This window comes from Amycolatopsis benzoatilytica AK 16/65, from assembly GCF_000383915.1.
GTDB lineage: Bacteria > Actinomycetota > Actinomycetes > Mycobacteriales > Pseudonocardiaceae > Amycolatopsis > Amycolatopsis benzoatilytica.
In genome coordinates this window covers 3573441-3589042 of record NZ_KB912942.1, presented here as the reverse complement: position 1 = coordinate 3589042, position 15602 = coordinate 3573441, and the positions used below count along the sequence as shown (strand labels likewise).

Here is a 15602-nt window from a genome sequence, read left to right as displayed (position 1 = left end):
AGGCGGCCGGGATCGTGGTGATCTACCAGGAACCCAGACCTCGCAGCCGCGCTGAAGCAAGCGGCCGCCGCACCTCTTGTCGCGTCCGTAATGGACCTCGACGCACGTGAACTCCTGCCCCTCGGCGACATGCTTGGGCGGATCGCGGAGGCTTGCCGACGGCTCGGCCGGGCGGCGCCGCGCACCCGGGGCGAGGTCGTCCGCTGCGTCGTGGACAGTCTTGCGCCGAGCTACCGCCGCGCGGTCCGCCGGGCCGCGGGCAGCGCCGGTCGCGCCGTCGACGTCGCGCGCGTCGTCGGCCGGAGGGAAGCCGCAACCGGCTGCTGCGCCAGTTGACCGCCGACACGCGCGGTGTACCGGTGCTCGCCGCCACGGTCGAATTCTCGGCATTGGGCAACGTCTGAGCCCATGCATTGGCGTTCGGCGTCGCTCCTCCCGATCTCGCCGGGATGTGCGCGCTCGTCCGCGAAACCCAGCCGCTGCAGCTCTATCCGCCCAACGATGGGGACGGGGCTGCAGCGGAAGCACGCATGACCGCGCGACGCAGGAGTGAACGAGGCGGTGGGCGGGTGAACGCTGTTCTCGAACGCGAAGACACCGCGCTGCTGGCGCTCTTCGCCGACGATCGATGCCCTCGGCGATGGCTGCGGGACACTGGCCGACGCAACCACGGCTGGCATGAGCCGCCTGTACCGGGCGCTGAACTTGGAACTATGCTACGAACCAAAGGGTTTCAGCCCGGCGATGTCGGATCGCCGGTGGGCGAGCCCGGCCACGATCCCGCTGGGTACGCGAACCCGCTGGTGCCGCCAGCTTGTGCAACTGGGGCGAACTCAGGCGACCGCATTGGGGGAGATGGCCCGGTTGAGCCGTTCGCACTGGTGTGGCCCGGCGAGGTGAGATGACGCACGAAGCGGACCAGTCGTGGGATCGCGTCGCGTGGGACATCGTTCCGGACTCGGTGGCCCTGACGCTGGCGGCCCTGACTCCGCACTCGTCGGGCGTGATCATGCGCGAGGCGTTCTACGGCACCCGCCGGTTCGACGACTTCCTCCGCCGCACCGGGATGAGCCCGGGAGTGCTCTCGGCGCGGCTGCGCGATCTCGTCGCGCAGGGACTCCTCGTGAAGGTGCCCTACAAGGAGCCGGGGGCGCGGGAGCGCGCGGAATACCGGCTCACCGACCAGGGTCGGGATCTCGTGCCGACCATGATCGCCATGATCGGCTGGGCCGACCGCTGGCTGACCGGTGACCGCGGGCCGACGATGTCCCTGCGCCACAGCGGCTGCGGTGCCCCCGTCGAGGCCGCCCTCAAGTGCGGACATGGCCACGAGAACCACGCAGCGCGCGAGATCGTCGCGTCGCCCGGCCCGGGCGCCCGGCCGCTGTCTTGACGCGTCCGCTCGGTGGTTGAGCGGTCGCGTCGCCGCGCTCGGTGGCCACCAACCTTGTCGGAAACGCGCTCCCGTCAGGGCCTGTGGGACTCCGGCGAAGGCGAGGAGACGGCCGTGCTCCGCGGACACGCCGACTGGGTCGAAGGGGGCACCTGGTCGCCCGAAGGCACCCTGGTCGCGAGCGCGCCGCGCGACAGCACGATCCGGATCCGGGACGCCGCGCCGTCACCGGAAACGGCTCGGGCTGCGCGGGCACACAGGTCGGGTACGGGTGGTTGTGTGGTCGCCGGACGGGCGGCTCGTCGCCACCGGTTCCCGCGACGAGACCGCCCCGGGTGTGGCACGCCACGACCGGGATAGCACCGTGATGCTCGATCTCCACGACCACGCCGCGCGGTCCTGCCTTCACCACCAGCCTGACTCGGGCCACACCCAACGCACAAAACGCATCGGCCGAATTGACCGGGTCAAATTAGTGCCTAACGAACACCACTGCCGAGCTGTTGGTTCCCAGCGGGCCACAGTTTCCGCGTACCGACGGCTCGGCAGGCGGTGTCACGACTTAAGTCAGTAGTCGAACGCCACGATCGCAGGATCGGAGCAAATGTCAAAATTGTGAGGCCTGTCTTCACACACCTTGATTGTCGCACGCACCTTATTTGAATCGCCCCGCAGCCCTTTCGACAAACTCGTGGGTACGTATTTCATGCGTTCAGTGCGGTCAGTCTGCTTGTATACCTTCTCGGGATACCATACCGGAGTGGAGCTGCCGACCGGGGTTCGCCAAAAAGACCAGTGCACTTCAACGTAGACAGGGTTCCCATTATTGAGCATGTCGACGTAGTTGATGCCGACCGTGGCATATACGCCGCCGTTGTTGGCGAAATCCCCATAGGCCTTGGCGTGCAGCGTGCTGCCGCTGTAGGCGTTGACCTTCCACTGCGCGTTGGCCGCGGAAGCCGGCGTCGGCGCGAGCACGGTGCCGGTGGCGACACCAGCGGCGGTGGCCGCGAGAGCCACCACGGAGCGGAACTTGGACATGTGACGTTCTCCCCTCGATTCGATCACCACCGGGGCGGGTGACCGGACGAGCGCCACGCTACGAAGATCCGTCCTCGCCTCGTCATCGCGCGGTCCTCCCGCAGGTCAAACGGGCTAATATCATGAACCGGAGGAGGGGGGCCTATGGATTTCTGTGTGCTGGGGCCGCTGGAGATCTGGACGGTTCAGGGTCGGCTCGCGCTGCCGAGCACCCGGCATCAACGGGTGCTGGCGACGCTGCTGCTGGCCCCGGGCATGGTCGTGCCGATGGCGCGGCTGATCGAGTCGACGTGGGACGAGGAGCCGCCGGCGACCGCGACCAAACAGGTGCAGAACTGCGTGTCGGCGTTGCGGGACCGGCTGGGCGACACCGAGCAGCAGCTCATCGTCACAGACGGCCCGGGCTACCGGCTCGTGGTCACCGACGAGCAGCTCGACCTGCTGCGGTTCACCAAACATGTCGCCGAGGCGCGACGGCAGGTCGACAAGGGCGCGCTGCGCGACGGAGTGCGCGAGATCCGGACGGCGCTGAAGCTGTGGCGCGGTCCGGCCCTTGACGGCCTCGGCACCGGCGCGCTGGCCGGACGCGCGGCGCGGCTAGACGAGCAGCGCCTGGACGCGTTCGAGTCGTGCGTGGACTGGCAGCTCGCTTTGGGGCAGCACCGCGAGGTCATCGACGAACTCGCCGCGGTCGTTGCCGACAACCCGCTGCGAGAACGGCCGCACGCACAGCTCATGCTCGCGCTCGACCGCGCCGGGCGGCAGGCCGATGCACTCAAGACTTTCCAGCAGCTGCGCGCCGGACTGGCCGAGGAGCTGGGCGTTGACCCCGGAGCAGACGTCTGTGAACTGCACGAACGTATCCTCCGCGGGGAGAACCGGCCGCGGCGCGCGAAACCAGCTCCTACCGACGGCCTGGACCGCGCGGCTAAGGAGCTCGCGGCAGCAATCGCCCGGCAGTGGACGGCCGAGGCCGAGATGCGGTCGCTGCATCGACCGAAGCCTGTTCCGCTGCGCTGGTCGAGCACCGAACGAGAGGTGGCGGCCGCGGCGTCGGCGGTGCTGGGTGACTCTCCCGGCTACGGCTCGGAGCGATTAGTCCTCAGCGGCGACCTGACCGATGTGGTGGCCAAGTTCCGTCAGGTCCCGTCGCGGCAGCTGGTGGTGCTGGGCGAGCCCGGCGCCGGCAAGTCGGTGCTGGCCGTTCTTCTCACGCTCGGCCTGCTCGCTGACCTCCCACCGGGCGAGCCGGTGCCGGTACTGCTGACGCTTGCGTCGTGGAATCCGCATCACGAGCACTTGGACGCCTGGCTGGCCCGGCGGCTGGTCGAGGACTACCCGTGGCTGGCCAACACCGCCATCTACGGCCCGGACGCTGGGCTGCGTCTGGTGCTCGACGGCCGGGTCATCCCCGTGTTGGACGGGCTGGATGAGACTCCGCCCGGCCTGCATACGGCCGCGATCGACGCACTCGACCAGGCCGTAAGCGCCGGCCGGCCACTGGTGGTGACCTGTCGAGGGACCGAGTACGAGCTCGCGGTGCGGGCGGCGGGCTCGTTCCTGGTCAGGGCCGCCGTAGTGGAGATCGAACCGGTGGAGATCGAAGACGCAGTCGAGTTCCTGACCGCACGTCGACGTCCCGGCGAGACCCGGTGGCAGCCGCTGGTCACATGGCTGAAACGGGAGCCGACCGGGGCGCTGGCCCAGGCGCTGCGCACGCCGTTGATGGTCGACCTGGCCCGGAGCGCCTACGCCAGCCCCGCCACTGACCCCGGCGAACTCTGTGACACTGCACGGTTTCCGGACCGTGCGACGATCGAACGGCACCTGCTCGATGCGTACCTGCCGTCGGTGTACGCGCGCCGACCATCCCCGCCTGCCCGGCTCGGCCTTCCGCGCGAGTACGACCCGAAACACGTCGAGCGATGGTTGTCCTTCCTCGCCCGGCGGCTCGAACGCGAACGCACCCGCGACCTTGCCTGGTGGCGGCTAGACCAGGCGGTGCCGCGTTTCGTCGTTGGCCTCTACCTCGGTCTGCCGCCCGCGCTGCTGTTCGTGCTCACCGGTTTGCTGGCCGCCGACCCGGTCACCGCGGCGATCTACGGGGTCTCCGGCGGCGCCGCCGGCCTCGTCACGCACAGCATCGGCCGCCGACCAGGCCCGCAGCGGGTTGAGGCGACCTTCACCGGGATCTCCGGCCGGTTCGCGCGCCGGTTCGCGATCGGCGCGGCGACCGGGACCTGCCTCGGCTTCGGCTGGGCGCTGCCGATCGGGGTCATCGGTCTCGTGGTGGTGGTGGTCGGCCTGGCCGTCGGCGTGCACGTCTGGCTCGGCACTCCACTGGACGCCAACCGGGTCTCCAACCCTGGCACTGTCTTGCGTCAGGATCGCGCCGCCGCCTTGTCGTTCACGTTGGCGTTCACGATGTCGCTGGGCCTGTTCTACAGCCTCGCGCTGCGCTTCACCCAGGACGAGCCGACCGTCCAGATCTTGGACAGCAGCTTCGACCTGGTACTGAGCGTGGCTGGCGGCGTCGCCGCCGCCCTGCTCGGCCGGTACTTCGCGCCGAAGCCCGGCACTGTCGCGTACGGCATCGCCGGTGCGCTGATCGGCGGCCGGGTGATCCGGGAAATACCCAGCGTAGTCCACGCGGTGGCGGCCGGCGGTCTGTTCGGGCTGGCCGTCGGGCTCAGCGTCTGCCTGTCCCGGGCCTGGGGCGCATTTGCCTGCACACGGTTGTGGCTGGCAGCTCGTGGCCACATTCCGTTGCGATTCATGGCTTTCCTCGACGACGCGCACCGCCGCGGCGTGCTGCGGCAGGTCGGTGCGGTGTACCAATTCCGGCACGCCCGGTTGCAGGAGCGACTCGCCGCTACGGGCTTCCGTGATGACGGCTGAGCATGGCGCCGACGAGGGTGGTGAAGGTGGCTACGAGGTGGCTGGGTACCAGCCGTTGTCACGACTGCTCAGGGAACAGACGCGCCATGCATCAGATGAGCTGCTCACTCATCCATAGGCTGATCGATGGCCGCCTCGTCGAAGGCGTCTGCGAGTCCCGCGATGACAGCGTTGATTCCGGGCCTGTCGCTGACGAAGTAGTCAGCCATGGTGTTGTGGGCCTCCTGGTTGTCATCGACAGCCTCGGCGACTGCCGCTTGGAAGTCCTGTGACTTGATGAACTGCTTCTCCGAGTTCACCTTGGTCTGGTTGACCAGATTCGGGTAGGCGAGCAGCCGCTGCACGAGCCCCTGGACGAACTCGCGGACCTGGGATTCGGAGAACGACTCGGCTCCGAAGAGGTCGTTATCTTGTCGATGACGATCTGGAGTGCGCTGTACTCCGGCTCCTTCCGTGCCCGGACCCCGCGGCGCTGATCCCTTTCAGTTCGCCGTCGCCGGTCAGCGAGATGTTGACCGCTGTCTCCTTGCTGTGCTCGACCCCGGCCAGGACTATGCCGGAGAGGTCGACTTCCGCGGTCCAGGACGAGTCTGCGATGACCTTCTCCAGCAGTCGCAGGAATGACAGAATTTCCAGGTAGGGGTCGCCGTAGTTGACGATCTGGCTCATGAAGTCGTAGAGCCGGACTAGGTGGAGACGTCCTTGCGGAACAGGTCGAGGGTGTTGAGAGTGACATTGCCGTCGGCTTCAATCGCGGCCGCGTAGCGGCGGGCGAAGTCGTTCTTGGCCAGGCTGACCGCGGCCGATAGCGCATTGTTTCCCTCCCCGGCGACCCGCAGTCCAGCGACATCGCGCACCTGCTCTGCGGTATAGATCCCGGCCTGGGCGAGTTTGGTGGCGAGGTGGATGACGACGTAGGGGTTGGTCTCGGTTTCGCCTGCATCCTGACGATTCAGGGGAGCAACAAGAATTGTATTGATCTGGTCCGAAAAATCACTGAGAGGTAGGCGCGGATTCATCCTGACTTGAGCGCTTCGGCGATTCAGCTATAGAGCAACGGAGCTTTTTTATTCGCGCTGATGGCGGCGGAGTTCGTGGCCGACGCATATGCGGTCACCGTGCACGCGTCTACCTGAGCGACGCAGGTCGGCATGGCAATACTTCTGCGCTTTAAGCGGTCGTCAGCTGGACGGCGCGAATTTGATTCAGGTCGACTTTATGGTTTGGAAGCGTCGTGAATCGAGCCGGCGTGCCGCCGCTCGCCCGGACTGCCGGGCATTCCGTGGCGAGCGCGCGAACGACGGTCTGGTCCGCGCGCCCCTGGGTCACCGTCGTGGCGGCCAAGAGGGCATAGCCTGCTGGCGCGAGGATAGGAGCTGCCGCTGTCGAATCTTTTTTTGGGATTCAGATGCTCCGGTTCGCCTTTCCTGGATCGTAGGCGCAATAGGATCGACATTGTTACTCGGTCTTTATTGCGTTAGTCCTGATGAGAGGTGATGCATATTGCAATATGCATCACCTCTAGTTCGTGGATTGTGCATGCGGCGAGTCTCGACGCCTGGTGGCCTGCTCGGGACACTCGCGTCGAGTTGGTCGATGAAGTACAATTTTCGGAATGCAGGCTCGTCAAACGTTGCCGCTAGTCTCAAGATTTACGTGGGACTGGGCCAAGCAGTCGAGTGTGAAGTGTGGACTGGGATGATCAACCGCTGCAGGGCCGCCTGGCTGAAAGGGTTACGATGAGTTTTGATGCCTCGGCCGCCAGTTCTGCCCTCGGAGCAGATGTGATCGCTTCGATACTCGGTCCGGATGCACCCGGTGCCGTATCGGCCGGGTTGTGCGAGGTTCTGCGCCGACTCGATGTCCGGTCGACGATGGTGGTGCTGGAGGTCGGGACCGGCGCGGGGTTCTCGACTGCTGTGCTAGCGAGGCTGGTGGGCCGTGCGGGCTGGGTGATCACCGTGGAGCCGGTCCCGCAGCTGGCGGGGTGTGCCGATGCCATGCTTGCCGACCGTCTGGACGGAAACGTGGTTGAGCTGCGTCTGGCGGACGCTTGCGGCGCACCGGAGCACGGGCCGTTCGACCGCATTGTGGGCTGGTATCCGATGCGGGTCGTGCCGCGTGCGTGGTGCGCCCAGCTCCACCCGAAGGGGTCGATCGTGGTGCCCTTGGCACCGGCGCCGCTTGCGGCGGCTGGGCTCCTCATCCACATCTCTGTCGGCGAAAAAGGGGTTCCGCGCGTGCGGGAGGTTTTCGAGGCCTGCCTGCCTCCCCGCGAGGCGCCTGGTCGCGTGCGCGGTGCACCTCCCCAGTGGGGCGTCGATGTGCTCGACTACGACGAGTCCGCCCGGCCGTGGTGGCTGTCCAGCGCTTGGATGCGCACGCCGGACGGCTACCAGGCCGGGCGTGGACTGCTCCATTGCTTGATCCGGAATCGCGAGCACGTTGCCGGTCCGCTGGGTGCGGATGAGTCGGTTGCGGACTTCCGGGCGTGGTTGCTGGCGACCGGGGCCGAGGGCATCACTACGTGCGGCACTGAACCGTGGGGCATCGGCTGGTCCGACCCGGAGGGGGTTGCCGTTGTCGACAGTAGTTGCGGGGCTCGGTCGTTGGCGGCTGGTTCGCCGCGTGCGATCGAAGTGTTGACCGGATGGGTCCAGGACTGGCGGGACGCGGGGCGTCCCGGTGCCGCGCAGTTGGGCGCGCGTCTGGTCGAGGTCCACGACGGGTGGCGCTTGCAGGCGGCCCTCGCCTGACCCTTCGCCGGTGCTAGGCCGGTGCGGTCTGCATGATGGTGTGCCGTTGGGGCCAGTGCGACCAGTAGGCACCGGTGTAGCCGAGGTCGGTGAGGCGCAGCAGGAACGGGTTGTCGGCGTAGTTGTTGTCTTCAGGGCTTAGTCCGGGGACGGTGGGGAGCATCACGCGGTGCCGGTCGTGCTGGGGAACCCAGTCCCAGAGCAGCTCCAGGGAGCGGTGCCAGCGTTGTGCGGGGTCGCCGTCGTGGCCTTCGGGCAGGTCGGGAGAGAAGTAGTAGACCGGGCGGAACCCGCCTGCCTCGTCGAACATGAACTGCCGTTCGTAGGCCAGGGTGCTGCGGCATTTCTCGAGGGGCGTGAGCAAGATCGGCGCGGTTGCTGTGTTGGACTGGACGCCGGGCACGGCCCGGGTGCCGGCGCTGGCCGCGGCCAGCTGCCGGCCGAGCGGCGAGTAGGGGAAGGCGCGGATGCCGAGGGTGTAGCCGACGACGGTGGCGTCCAGCGACTGGAACGCGTCCACGCATTCGCGCATTGTGTGCTCGGTTTCGCCCGGCATGCCCAACAGGGCCTCGACCATGGTCGCCATCCCGTGCTTGCGGGCCAGCCGGCACAGCTCGTGGACGTCCTCGAAGGTGTAGAACCGCCGGCCTTTGCCAGAGACTTTCCAGCCGTTGAGGATGTCGTCGCGAACGTGGTCGGGGGCGAGGTTGATGCCTGCGCACCCGGCTTCGGCGAGCAGTTCGGCGTATTCGGCGTCGAACGGCGCGGGCTGGACGTAGATCCACAGCCGTAGCCGGTGCAGTGCTGATGCCTGGTCGGCGCGTTTGCGGCGGATGATCTCGCGCAGCACTTTCTTGCTGTGGGAGATGTTGAGGTTGAACTCGCTGTCGGTGGTGTGCAGATCGTGCACGCCTTGCTCGCACAGAAGCTCCATCTCGTCGACGACCGCGGTCTCGGTGCGGCGGGCGAACCGAGTGCCTTTGGCATCCGGTTCGACGCAGTGGGTACAGGCGAAGGTGCAGCCGTTCTTGGTCAGGATGTTGCCTAGTCCGCCGCGCCGGTAGTAGGCCAGGTTGTCCACCCGGTCGCGGCGTCCGGAGTGCCGCCGGTACGGGGTGGCCCGGTTGGTCAAGTGCACCCGACCCGCGGCGACGAGGGGATCGTCGTAGGGCACCTGGCGCACGACCCCGTTCCCGGAATTGATGATCAGCCCGGGCGTCGTCTCCACTGACCGTGCCGCGAGCAGCGCCTTGGCCAGCCGCACCAGCGTCACCTCGCCGGGGCCCTTGACGCCGTAGTCGATGCCGAAGTAGTCGACCAGCGCGAACGGCATCGAGGAGAACCCAACCCCGCCGGCGACGATCGGCGCGCTGGTGTATCGCTGTATAGCGCTGATGATGTTCTTGTGGGAATCGAGGAACACCCGTTGTTCCTGCGGATAGATCGTGTCTGTGTTGCGGATCGTTACCCCAACCAGGACGGGATCTGCCCGCCGGAAGTAGTCGCGGACGACGTCGTGCCAGCGGTCCCGTGCCAGCGTCAGATCGAGCACCTCCACGTCGAAGCCGGCTTCCTCCAGCGAGGTAGTCAGGATGTCCAGCGCGTACGGGGTGATCGGAGGGTGGACCAGGTTGGGATTGACCAATGTGACCAGCGCTCTGCTCATCGAATCCCCTTATCCGCTCGTGCGCTCATATGAGCGAGATGCCTCTCGACAATCAGCATTTGCCAGTGCCATGACCCGGCCGTATTGGCCGCTGTCCAAAGAGGCTTTCCTGACAAGGCCGCCCTCAGCGTGACAAGGCGATGCGTTTGCGAGGCAGGGGCCAATTGCCGCATCTGCCTGCGCCAGACAGGTGGTTTTTCGCGCCTTGGTCACCTGAACGGTGCAGTGAGAATGCGGAATATTCAACGGCCGCTGGGTGCGCAAGTAGGCTGGGGCGAGTGAGAGGGGATCGTCGGGGATCCGCATGCTCTCCCCCCTCGAATCCCGGGGCTGGATTCGCGAGCGGGGGCCGACCGCCGCTGTGCCCCGAGGAACTCTGCCCATGAACGAGCCGCTCCTGAAACGCTTCCAGGTCTACGACACTACGAGCGTGGACGAATCCCGGGAGAAGACCGGACGGCTGATGCGATCGCACCGGCTTTCGCCGCTGGATCGTCGGGCCACCGGGTTCCGTGCGCGCCACCACGTCGCGCCTCTCGGGGAGGCGTCGCTTCACTACGTCGCCTACGGACCCGGGGAGACACTGGTGCAGCCAGGCCCCTTGGAGACCTTCTATGTCGTGTTGCTGCCGCAATACGGTCGCTGCACCGTCACCTCGGCCGGACGGCGCATCGTCACCGCAGGGGAGAATGCCGCGGTCGTTTCTCCGGAGGACAGCCTGTCGATGCTGTGGCAGGGCGGGGCCGGCCAGCTCATGGTGAAAGTCCCGAGCCGCTGGTTCCACGACCGCCTGGAGCTGTTGCTTCACAAGCCGCTCACGAGCGCAGTGCGATTCGAGCTCGGCATGGATCTGACCAGAGGGCCCGGGCGCGAGTGGGCCAGCATGGTCCGCCACAACGTCAGCAACATCGACGCCGGCCTGTCTCTGCTGCAGCACGAGCCGATCCTCGGGTCGATCGGGCAAGGCCTCGCCACCGCGCTGCTCTATGCTCACTCGCACAACTACAGCGACTCGCTGCGCAGTGACGATCCCTCCGCCGGGGAACGGATGGTGCGGTCTGTGGTCGCGTTCGTCAAGGACAGCCCGCAAGTGCCCGCATCCGTGGCTGATCTCGTCGCCTACGCGAGAGTCAGCGAACGCGCGCTCCAACGAGCCTTCCGCAAGCACCTGAATGTGTCCCCGAAGCAGTTCCTCCTTGCAGTGCGTTTGGAACGTGTCCACCAGGTATTGGTGGACACCGACCCAGACGCTTCCATGTCCGTCGGCGAGATTGCAGCGAATGCTGGAGTCACGCACTTCGGCCGATTCTCCCAGTACTATCGCGCTCGCCACGGCGAGTCGCTCGCCGACACCAAGCGCCGAGGGCGGATGCGCGCCTGATCGGCTGTCGGGAAATGGATGCAACCCTGTCGGGTAGCGGATTCCTTCTGCTCTTCCGGATTTCTACCGTGGACGGTGAGGGGAAACAACCGATCCGCGACAGGGGGAGAGCGCAATGGAAGCGGCGATCGCCACAGTGATACGCGCCACCCGCGAGCAGCTGGGGTACAGCCAGTACCGGCTGGCCGATGAACTCGTCGCAATGTCCGGCAACACCGCGGTCACACGCGAGCAAGTATCCCGCTGGGAGCGGGGCAAACGCGTCCCCGGCCCCTACTGGCGGCGGTGGCTGGCTGCCGCCCTGGGCGTGTCCCCCTGCAGCCTGGACGCCGCGGCTCGCTATGCCCGTGCCCTGCGCGCCGTCGCGCGCTCGGCGGCACCAAACTGGCTGGATCTGCTGGCCCGCAAACGGCAGAATACGCCGCCGGCCTGCATGCTTGCCAGGACGCGTGGCGCGCGGTGGTGGTCACTGCCGGTGTTTTACGGCGGTGCGCTGCCGTGGGCGGGGAAGACTCGGAGCGGTGGCGTTCAGCGGCTGCAACGCCGCGGTGAAGTGCCGAAGGGCCGCGGCCTGCTCAACGATCCGGTAGCCGCGCACTGAGTCTGCCTTGGCTACGACCTCTGCGGCGGCCTCTGCGACGTATTGCAGGTGGGTCTGGGTGTAGACGCGGCGCGGGAGCGCGAACCGCACGAGTTCCTGCGGCGCGGGAATGTCGGGACCGCCCTCCGGATTCGGCCGTCCGAACACGAGCGTGCCGAGCCACGAGGTCCGCACTGCCCCGGCGAGGTAGAGCTCATTGGCCAACGCGGTGGCAGGCAACTCGTGCGGCGGAATGTGTGGCAGGAGCTGGGCTGCGTCGACGTAGACTGCGTGACAGCCGGTCGGTTGGAGTACAGGCAGCCCGGCTTCCATCAACCGCTGGCCGAACCAACGGGCGGCATCGGCGCGGTAGCGCAGGTAATCCGGATCGGTGACCTCGGTCAGTCCCTGGGCGAGGGCTTCGAGGTCGCGGCCAGCCAGACCGCCGTACGTCGGGAAGCCTTCGACTGCAATGAGGTGTTCGCGGCAACGCCGAGCCAGCTCGCCGTTCCGGAGTGCGATCAAGCCGCCTATGTTGCCGATTCCGTCCTTCTTCAGGCTCGCCCAGCAACCGTCGGCCAGTGCGAACATCGCTTTCGCCACTTCTCGCGGGTGCTGACCGGCGTGCTCGAGGTCCCGTTCGGTGATCAAATAGGCGTTCTCGGCGAATCGGGACGCGTCCAGCAGCAGCTGCACTCCGTGATCTCTGCACAGCTGACGGACTGCGGCGATGTTTCCCAGCGACACGGGCTGTCCGCCGCCTGCGTTGTTGGTCACGGTCAGCACTACGCAGCGCACATCCGAACCGCCATCGCCGGTCAGAGCGCGTCGGAGGGCATCCAGGTCGATGTCTCCGCCGAAGGGTACGGGTGCGGAAACGGGTGCTGCGGCCGGCAGATCGACCGCGACCGCACGTGCAGCCTCTACCGCGGCGCGAGTGGTGTCGAAATGGGTGTTGCTGATCGACACCTCGCCCGGTTGCAGTACTGCACCGAGCAGAATCCGCTCCGCAGCCCGCCCCTGATGGACGGGGATCACCTCGTCGAACCCGGTCAGTTCGCGCACCACCGCCTCGAAACGCTCGAACGAGCGTGCCCCGGCGTAGGACTCGTCGGCAGACATCAACGCTGACCACTGCGCGGCCGACATTGCGCTCGTCCCCGAATCTGTCAACAGATCCACTGTGATCAGCCGCGACGGCACCCGAAAAAGGTTGTAACCCGCCGCGTCGAGCGCAGCTTGCCGCTGCACTGGGCCGGGGAACGGGATCGGTTCGACGGCCTTGATACGAAACGGTTCCATAAACGCCGGCACGTGCGGCTCCCTCCGTGAATGTTGGTTCGCCATGGTGAGTCTGTCCACATCGGCGCTGACGGGGGTAGGGGCCAGCGCCGACCGGCCGGGCAGTGCCGGGGACCGGCAGTCGTCGCTGCCCGCAGGTTCAGGCAGAGAAAGCGGAGGGCCGTCGGCGACGTCCGGCGCAGAGATCGCCTTGTTCCGCGCCGCGCGGCGTAGCCTTCTCATCGGCCGGCATCGCAGCCACCGTCGTGGCCAACAGGGAGCTTGCATGTGCCCCTCGGCGAGCCGGGCCGCGGCGTGCCGCACAACGGGCGCGGCACGATCACGACGCTGCCGGCGGAGGCCCAGCGAACCCACATCGGCGGGGACGCGGCGGCGGAACCACGAGCGTAGTGGTCGCCGCGGTGCCCGGGTTCGAGCTCGCAAGAGAGAAGGCGCGCCGGTTCCTCAACTGCTTTGGACAGTCGTACGAGCCGGGCTCGATCGTCGTCGGTGAGCATGATGTCGGCGATGCAGCCAAAAGAGAACAGCGACATAGGTTTCGCATCCTTGAATGCCGGTAGGTTTCCTGCTGATCGCGAACGTGCGGGGAATCGACGGACTTCCTCTTGCTATGCGATGAAACTCTTCGACTACCGAGATGAGACAGGGCCCGTAGCGGGGCTTTGAGGCTTCCCTGCGGCCGGAACGCGAGTTGCTGGCATGCCCGGAATTGCACCCACCGGATCTGCCGGGTCAGACGGCGGATGGGTTGGGGCTTGGCGGAGTGCGTCTGCGAATCAGGTTTGATCAAGTCGAGCGCGGCACGGATCTTCTCTGACGGCAGCATTTGTCACGTAACGCCGTGGCCAGAGGCTGTGACGTTGGCAGCTCGACTTGCTGTCCTGCGCAGCACCCGGGCAACTTCGGGATGCTGGCGATGGCGCATCAGCTGGTGATGCAAGTGGCTGAGAGCGGCATCGACCCGAGCCGAATGGAGTTGTGCGTGGTCACCGAGCAACCGGTCGATCGCGCCGCTGGCGGCCCCCAGCTGACCGGTGTTCAGCAGCAGAGCCGCAAGGTGCGCGGTCGTGAGTGCCCTGGAACGACGTTTGGTTTCCGGCCGGTGGCGAAGCGAGGCATCCAGCGCCGCTATCGCACCCCGGAGATCGCCCGCGTACTCCAGCACCCGCGCGGTGTGGAACTCGATGTCGGCAAGTCCGTCGCGATAGGTGCCGGAACTGTGCTTCGTCTCTGTGTCTTCTTCCAGTGAGCGACGCGCCCGCAATAGCATCATCTGTGCGGCCTCCTGATCGCCCGCGGCGGCGGCCGCGACTGCCGCCTGACCCGATGCCAGGGCTCGTAGCTGTTCGGAGTCTGCGCAATCCGCGGACGCGTAGGCGAGACGGGCGGCGTGTTGGTGGTGGCCGAGCGACCACGCCTGAACGCTCATGTCGCGAAGCGCGGCGGCATAGGTCTCGGCGTGCCCGCCCGCATTGGCCAGCCGAAGAGCCAGCCGAAAGTAGGCAAGCGCAAGTCCATGCTGATGGCTGTCGAAGCACATGAATCCAACCAGCTGGACGCACGCCGAAGCGGCAGCGAACCACGCCGGGGCGACGCCGCGACCGCTGCTCGCGCGAGACGGGATCGCAACGTCGGTGAGGACGTAGGTGACCAGCGAGGTTCGCGCGTGGGCACCGCCGAAGCTCGCGTCTATGTCGGCCATCGACGAGGTCATCGAAGTGATCGCCGCGACGTGGCGGCTGAGCCGGTCTTCGCTGTGTGCGGGGCGCACTGCTTCGCTCTGTCCGATAGTGGTCGGCCGTGCCGGCACATCGAGGTCCGTGACTCGGTACACCAGGCGACGAGGCGCACGGACCTGTGCGGCATCGAGGTCGTGGCGCGCGACGACGGCCAGCTCGGCCACAGGGTCGCCGCTGGCCGGCCCGTCGACACTACTCGCTGGAGTGTCCGTGAATCCGGCGTCGGCGGGATTCACGGGTCGATGTAGCCGACGTGCCAGGGCCTCCGCGACGTAAGCCGGCACCTCGCCGCGCGGGCGCCTGCCGGCCAGCCAATGCGCGACAGCGGAGCGGTCGTAGGTCAGCGCTACCCCAGCTTCGGCTGCGACCGCGTTCACCGCGCGCGCCAGATTGTCGTAGGTCCACTGCGCCTGCGCTACGAGGGACCGAAGTTCTTCGTTGGGAGGGCGTGACATGACTCTCATTCGTTGATCAGACTTGGCAACTGGTCGGGGGCGAGCCAGGGATCATGCCCGCTCGTGAAGCCTGTCGGCACGTTTCTAACGCAGGCGTTAGCCGCGACGGCAGGGGCCAAGTGCATTGCGGCGCTGATCTGTTGTTGCGTATTCGAGCGAAGGGCGCAACGTTCAACAACTTCCTACCCGGATAGTCCTGGCGCGCTCCGGACTGACTCGGTTGTATGGAATTACACGCCACGACAACGACGTGTGGTGAGTTTTCAGCGTTGAACCTCCTGCCGTACGTGGCCGTGGCGTGCCTCTTTTCCTTCGGCCGGACCGAGTGTGCGCGGCTCGGCCACAACAGCACGGATGGTCCCCCACGACGCCGGGCGGGCGGTGCCCGCCG

General features: G+C 66.9%; 14 protein-coding genes and 1 pseudogene. 8 read left to right on the top strand and 7 right to left on the bottom strand.

From position 1 onward, the window contains the following. Nucleotides 1-90: 90 nt before the first annotated feature. The 3 genes from AMYBE_RS43385 to AMYBE_RS46870 all read left to right on the top strand — a co-directional run bounded on the left by AMYBE_RS43385 (nucleotide 91) and on the right by AMYBE_RS46870 (nucleotide 1967). Nucleotides 91-336: a hypothetical protein gene (locus AMYBE_RS43385; protein WP_027927713.1), complete on the top strand. Its 246-nt coding sequence runs from the start codon at nucleotides 91-93 to the stop codon at nucleotides 334-336. A 565-nt stretch (nucleotides 337-901) separates the two neighbouring features. Further along, complete coding sequence (locus AMYBE_RS0116380) at nucleotides 902-1393, top strand: winged helix-turn-helix transcriptional regulator (RefSeq protein ID WP_020660472.1); 492 nt, start codon at nucleotides 902-904, stop codon at nucleotides 1391-1393. After that, nucleotides 1323-1967 (top strand): WD40 repeat domain-containing protein, encoded by a 645-nt coding sequence (locus AMYBE_RS46870; RefSeq protein ID WP_425386905.1) that lies wholly within the window; start codon nucleotides 1323-1325, stop codon nucleotides 1965-1967. The genes AMYBE_RS0116380 and AMYBE_RS46870 overlap by 71 nt, the downstream gene beginning before the upstream one ends. On the opposite strand, the gene AMYBE_RS0116375 is transcribed toward AMYBE_RS46870, so the two are convergent. Then, complete coding sequence (locus tag AMYBE_RS0116375; RefSeq protein ID WP_020660471.1) at nucleotides 1961-2434, bottom strand: hypothetical protein; 474 nt, start codon at nucleotides 2432-2434, stop codon at nucleotides 1961-1963. The two genes, AMYBE_RS46870 and AMYBE_RS0116375, sit on opposite strands and share 7 nt — an antisense overlap. 144 nt (nucleotides 2435-2578) lie before the next feature. Between AMYBE_RS0116375 and AMYBE_RS0116370 the strand changes: the two genes are divergently transcribed. Next, on the top strand, nucleotides 2579-5332 hold the full coding sequence (locus AMYBE_RS0116370; RefSeq protein ID WP_020660470.1) for an AfsR/SARP family transcriptional regulator: 2754 nt from the start codon (nucleotides 2579-2581) through the stop codon (nucleotides 5330-5332). 104 nt (nucleotides 5333-5436) lie between these two features. Here AMYBE_RS0116370 and AMYBE_RS45795 read toward each other — a convergent pair whose 3' ends face one another. From AMYBE_RS45795 to AMYBE_RS45785, 3 genes are all read right to left on the bottom strand, one after another. Continuing rightward, complete coding sequence (locus tag AMYBE_RS45795) at nucleotides 5437-5676, bottom strand: hypothetical protein (protein WP_027927712.1); 240 nt, start codon at nucleotides 5674-5676, stop codon at nucleotides 5437-5439. A 61-nt stretch (nucleotides 5677-5737) separates the two neighbouring features. Then, nucleotides 5738-6001 carry a hypothetical protein gene (locus AMYBE_RS45790; RefSeq protein WP_027927711.1) on the bottom strand — a complete coding sequence of 88 codons (264 nt, stop codon included), beginning with the start codon at nucleotides 5999-6001 and terminating at the stop codon, nucleotides 5738-5740. A 17-nt stretch (nucleotides 6002-6018) separates the two neighbouring features. Further along, on the bottom strand, nucleotides 6019-6351 hold the full coding sequence (locus tag AMYBE_RS45785; RefSeq protein WP_211226824.1) for a hypothetical protein: 333 nt from the start codon (nucleotides 6349-6351) through the stop codon (nucleotides 6019-6021). Nucleotides 6352-7020: 669 nt separating this feature from the next. Here AMYBE_RS45785 and AMYBE_RS0116350 point away from each other — a divergent pair. Next, nucleotides 7021-8088: a protein-L-isoaspartate O-methyltransferase family protein gene (locus tag AMYBE_RS0116350; protein WP_154676226.1), complete on the top strand. Its 1068-nt coding sequence runs from the start codon at nucleotides 7021-7023 to the stop codon at nucleotides 8086-8088. Between the two features lie 13 nt (nucleotides 8089-8101). Here AMYBE_RS0116350 and tsrT read toward each other — a convergent pair whose 3' ends face one another. Next, nucleotides 8102-9754: a tryptophan 2-C-methyltransferase gene (gene tsrT / locus AMYBE_RS0116345; RefSeq protein ID WP_020660468.1), complete on the bottom strand. Its 1653-nt coding sequence runs from the start codon at nucleotides 9752-9754 to the stop codon at nucleotides 8102-8104. A 382-nt stretch (nucleotides 9755-10136) separates the two neighbouring features. Here tsrT and AMYBE_RS0116340 point away from each other — a divergent pair, with 382 nt between their 5' ends. Further along, a complete protein-coding gene (locus AMYBE_RS0116340) occupies nucleotides 10137-11135 on the top strand; it encodes an AraC family transcriptional regulator (RefSeq protein WP_020660467.1) in 999 nt (332 codons plus the stop codon). 115 nt (nucleotides 11136-11250) lie between these two features. Beyond that, nucleotides 11251-11355, top strand: a pseudogene (locus tag AMYBE_RS46160) (hypothetical protein); the annotation flags it as partial. A gap of 246 nt (nucleotides 11356-11601) precedes the next feature. Here the strand turns inward: AMYBE_RS46160 and AMYBE_RS41800 are convergent. Beyond that, nucleotides 11602-13017: a tryptophanase gene (locus AMYBE_RS41800; RefSeq protein ID WP_020660466.1), complete on the bottom strand. Its 1416-nt coding sequence runs from the start codon at nucleotides 13015-13017 to the stop codon at nucleotides 11602-11604. Nucleotides 13018-13284: 267 nt separating this feature from the next. Between AMYBE_RS41800 and AMYBE_RS46640 the strand changes: the two genes are divergently transcribed. Then, nucleotides 13285-13407 carry a hypothetical protein gene (locus tag AMYBE_RS46640; RefSeq protein WP_020660465.1) on the top strand — a complete coding sequence of 41 codons (123 nt, stop codon included), beginning with the start codon at nucleotides 13285-13287 and terminating at the stop codon, nucleotides 13405-13407. Nucleotides 13408-13846: 439 nt separating this feature from the next. On the opposite strand, the gene AMYBE_RS0116325 is transcribed toward AMYBE_RS46640, so the two are convergent. Then, entirely contained in the window at nucleotides 13847-15211 is a 1365-nt protein-coding gene (locus AMYBE_RS0116325) for an NsdA family TPR-like regulatory protein (RefSeq protein ID WP_020660464.1), read from the bottom strand. Between the last annotated feature and the right edge of the window lie 391 nt (nucleotides 15212-15602).

Coding starts and splice junctions, on each gene's coding strand:
- AMYBE_RS45790 (WP_027927711.1), bottom strand. CDS start 6,001: ATGAGCCAGATCGTCAACTACGGCGACCCCTACCTGGAAATTCTGTCA.
- AMYBE_RS0116380 (WP_020660472.1), top strand. CDS start 902: ATGACGCACGAAGCGGACCAGTCGTGGGATCGCGTCGCGTGGGACATC.
- AMYBE_RS43385 (WP_027927713.1), top strand. CDS start 91: ATGGACCTCGACGCACGTGAACTCCTGCCCCTCGGCGACATGCTTGGG.
- AMYBE_RS45785 (WP_211226824.1), bottom strand. CDS start 6,351: ATGAATCCGCGCCTACCTCTCAGTGATTTTTCGGACCAGATCAATACA.
- AMYBE_RS46870 (WP_425386905.1), top strand. CDS start 1,323: ATGGCCACGAGAACCACGCAGCGCGCGAGATCGTCGCGTCGCCCGGCC.
- AMYBE_RS0116340 (WP_020660467.1), top strand. CDS start 10,137: ATGAACGAGCCGCTCCTGAAACGCTTCCAGGTCTACGACACTACGAGC.
- AMYBE_RS0116375 (WP_020660471.1), bottom strand. CDS start 2,434: ATGTCCAAGTTCCGCTCCGTGGTGGCTCTCGCGGCCACCGCCGCTGGT.
- AMYBE_RS0116325 (WP_020660464.1), bottom strand. CDS start 15,211: ATGTCACGCCCTCCCAACGAAGAACTTCGGTCCCTCGTAGCGCAGGCG.
- AMYBE_RS41800 (WP_020660466.1), bottom strand. CDS start 13,017: ATGGAACCGTTTCGTATCAAGGCCGTCGAACCGATCCCGTTCCCCGGC.
- tsrT (WP_020660468.1), bottom strand. CDS start 9,754: ATGAGCAGAGCGCTGGTCACATTGGTCAATCCCAACCTGGTCCACCCT.
- AMYBE_RS0116370 (WP_020660470.1), top strand. CDS start 2,579: ATGGATTTCTGTGTGCTGGGGCCGCTGGAGATCTGGACGGTTCAGGGT.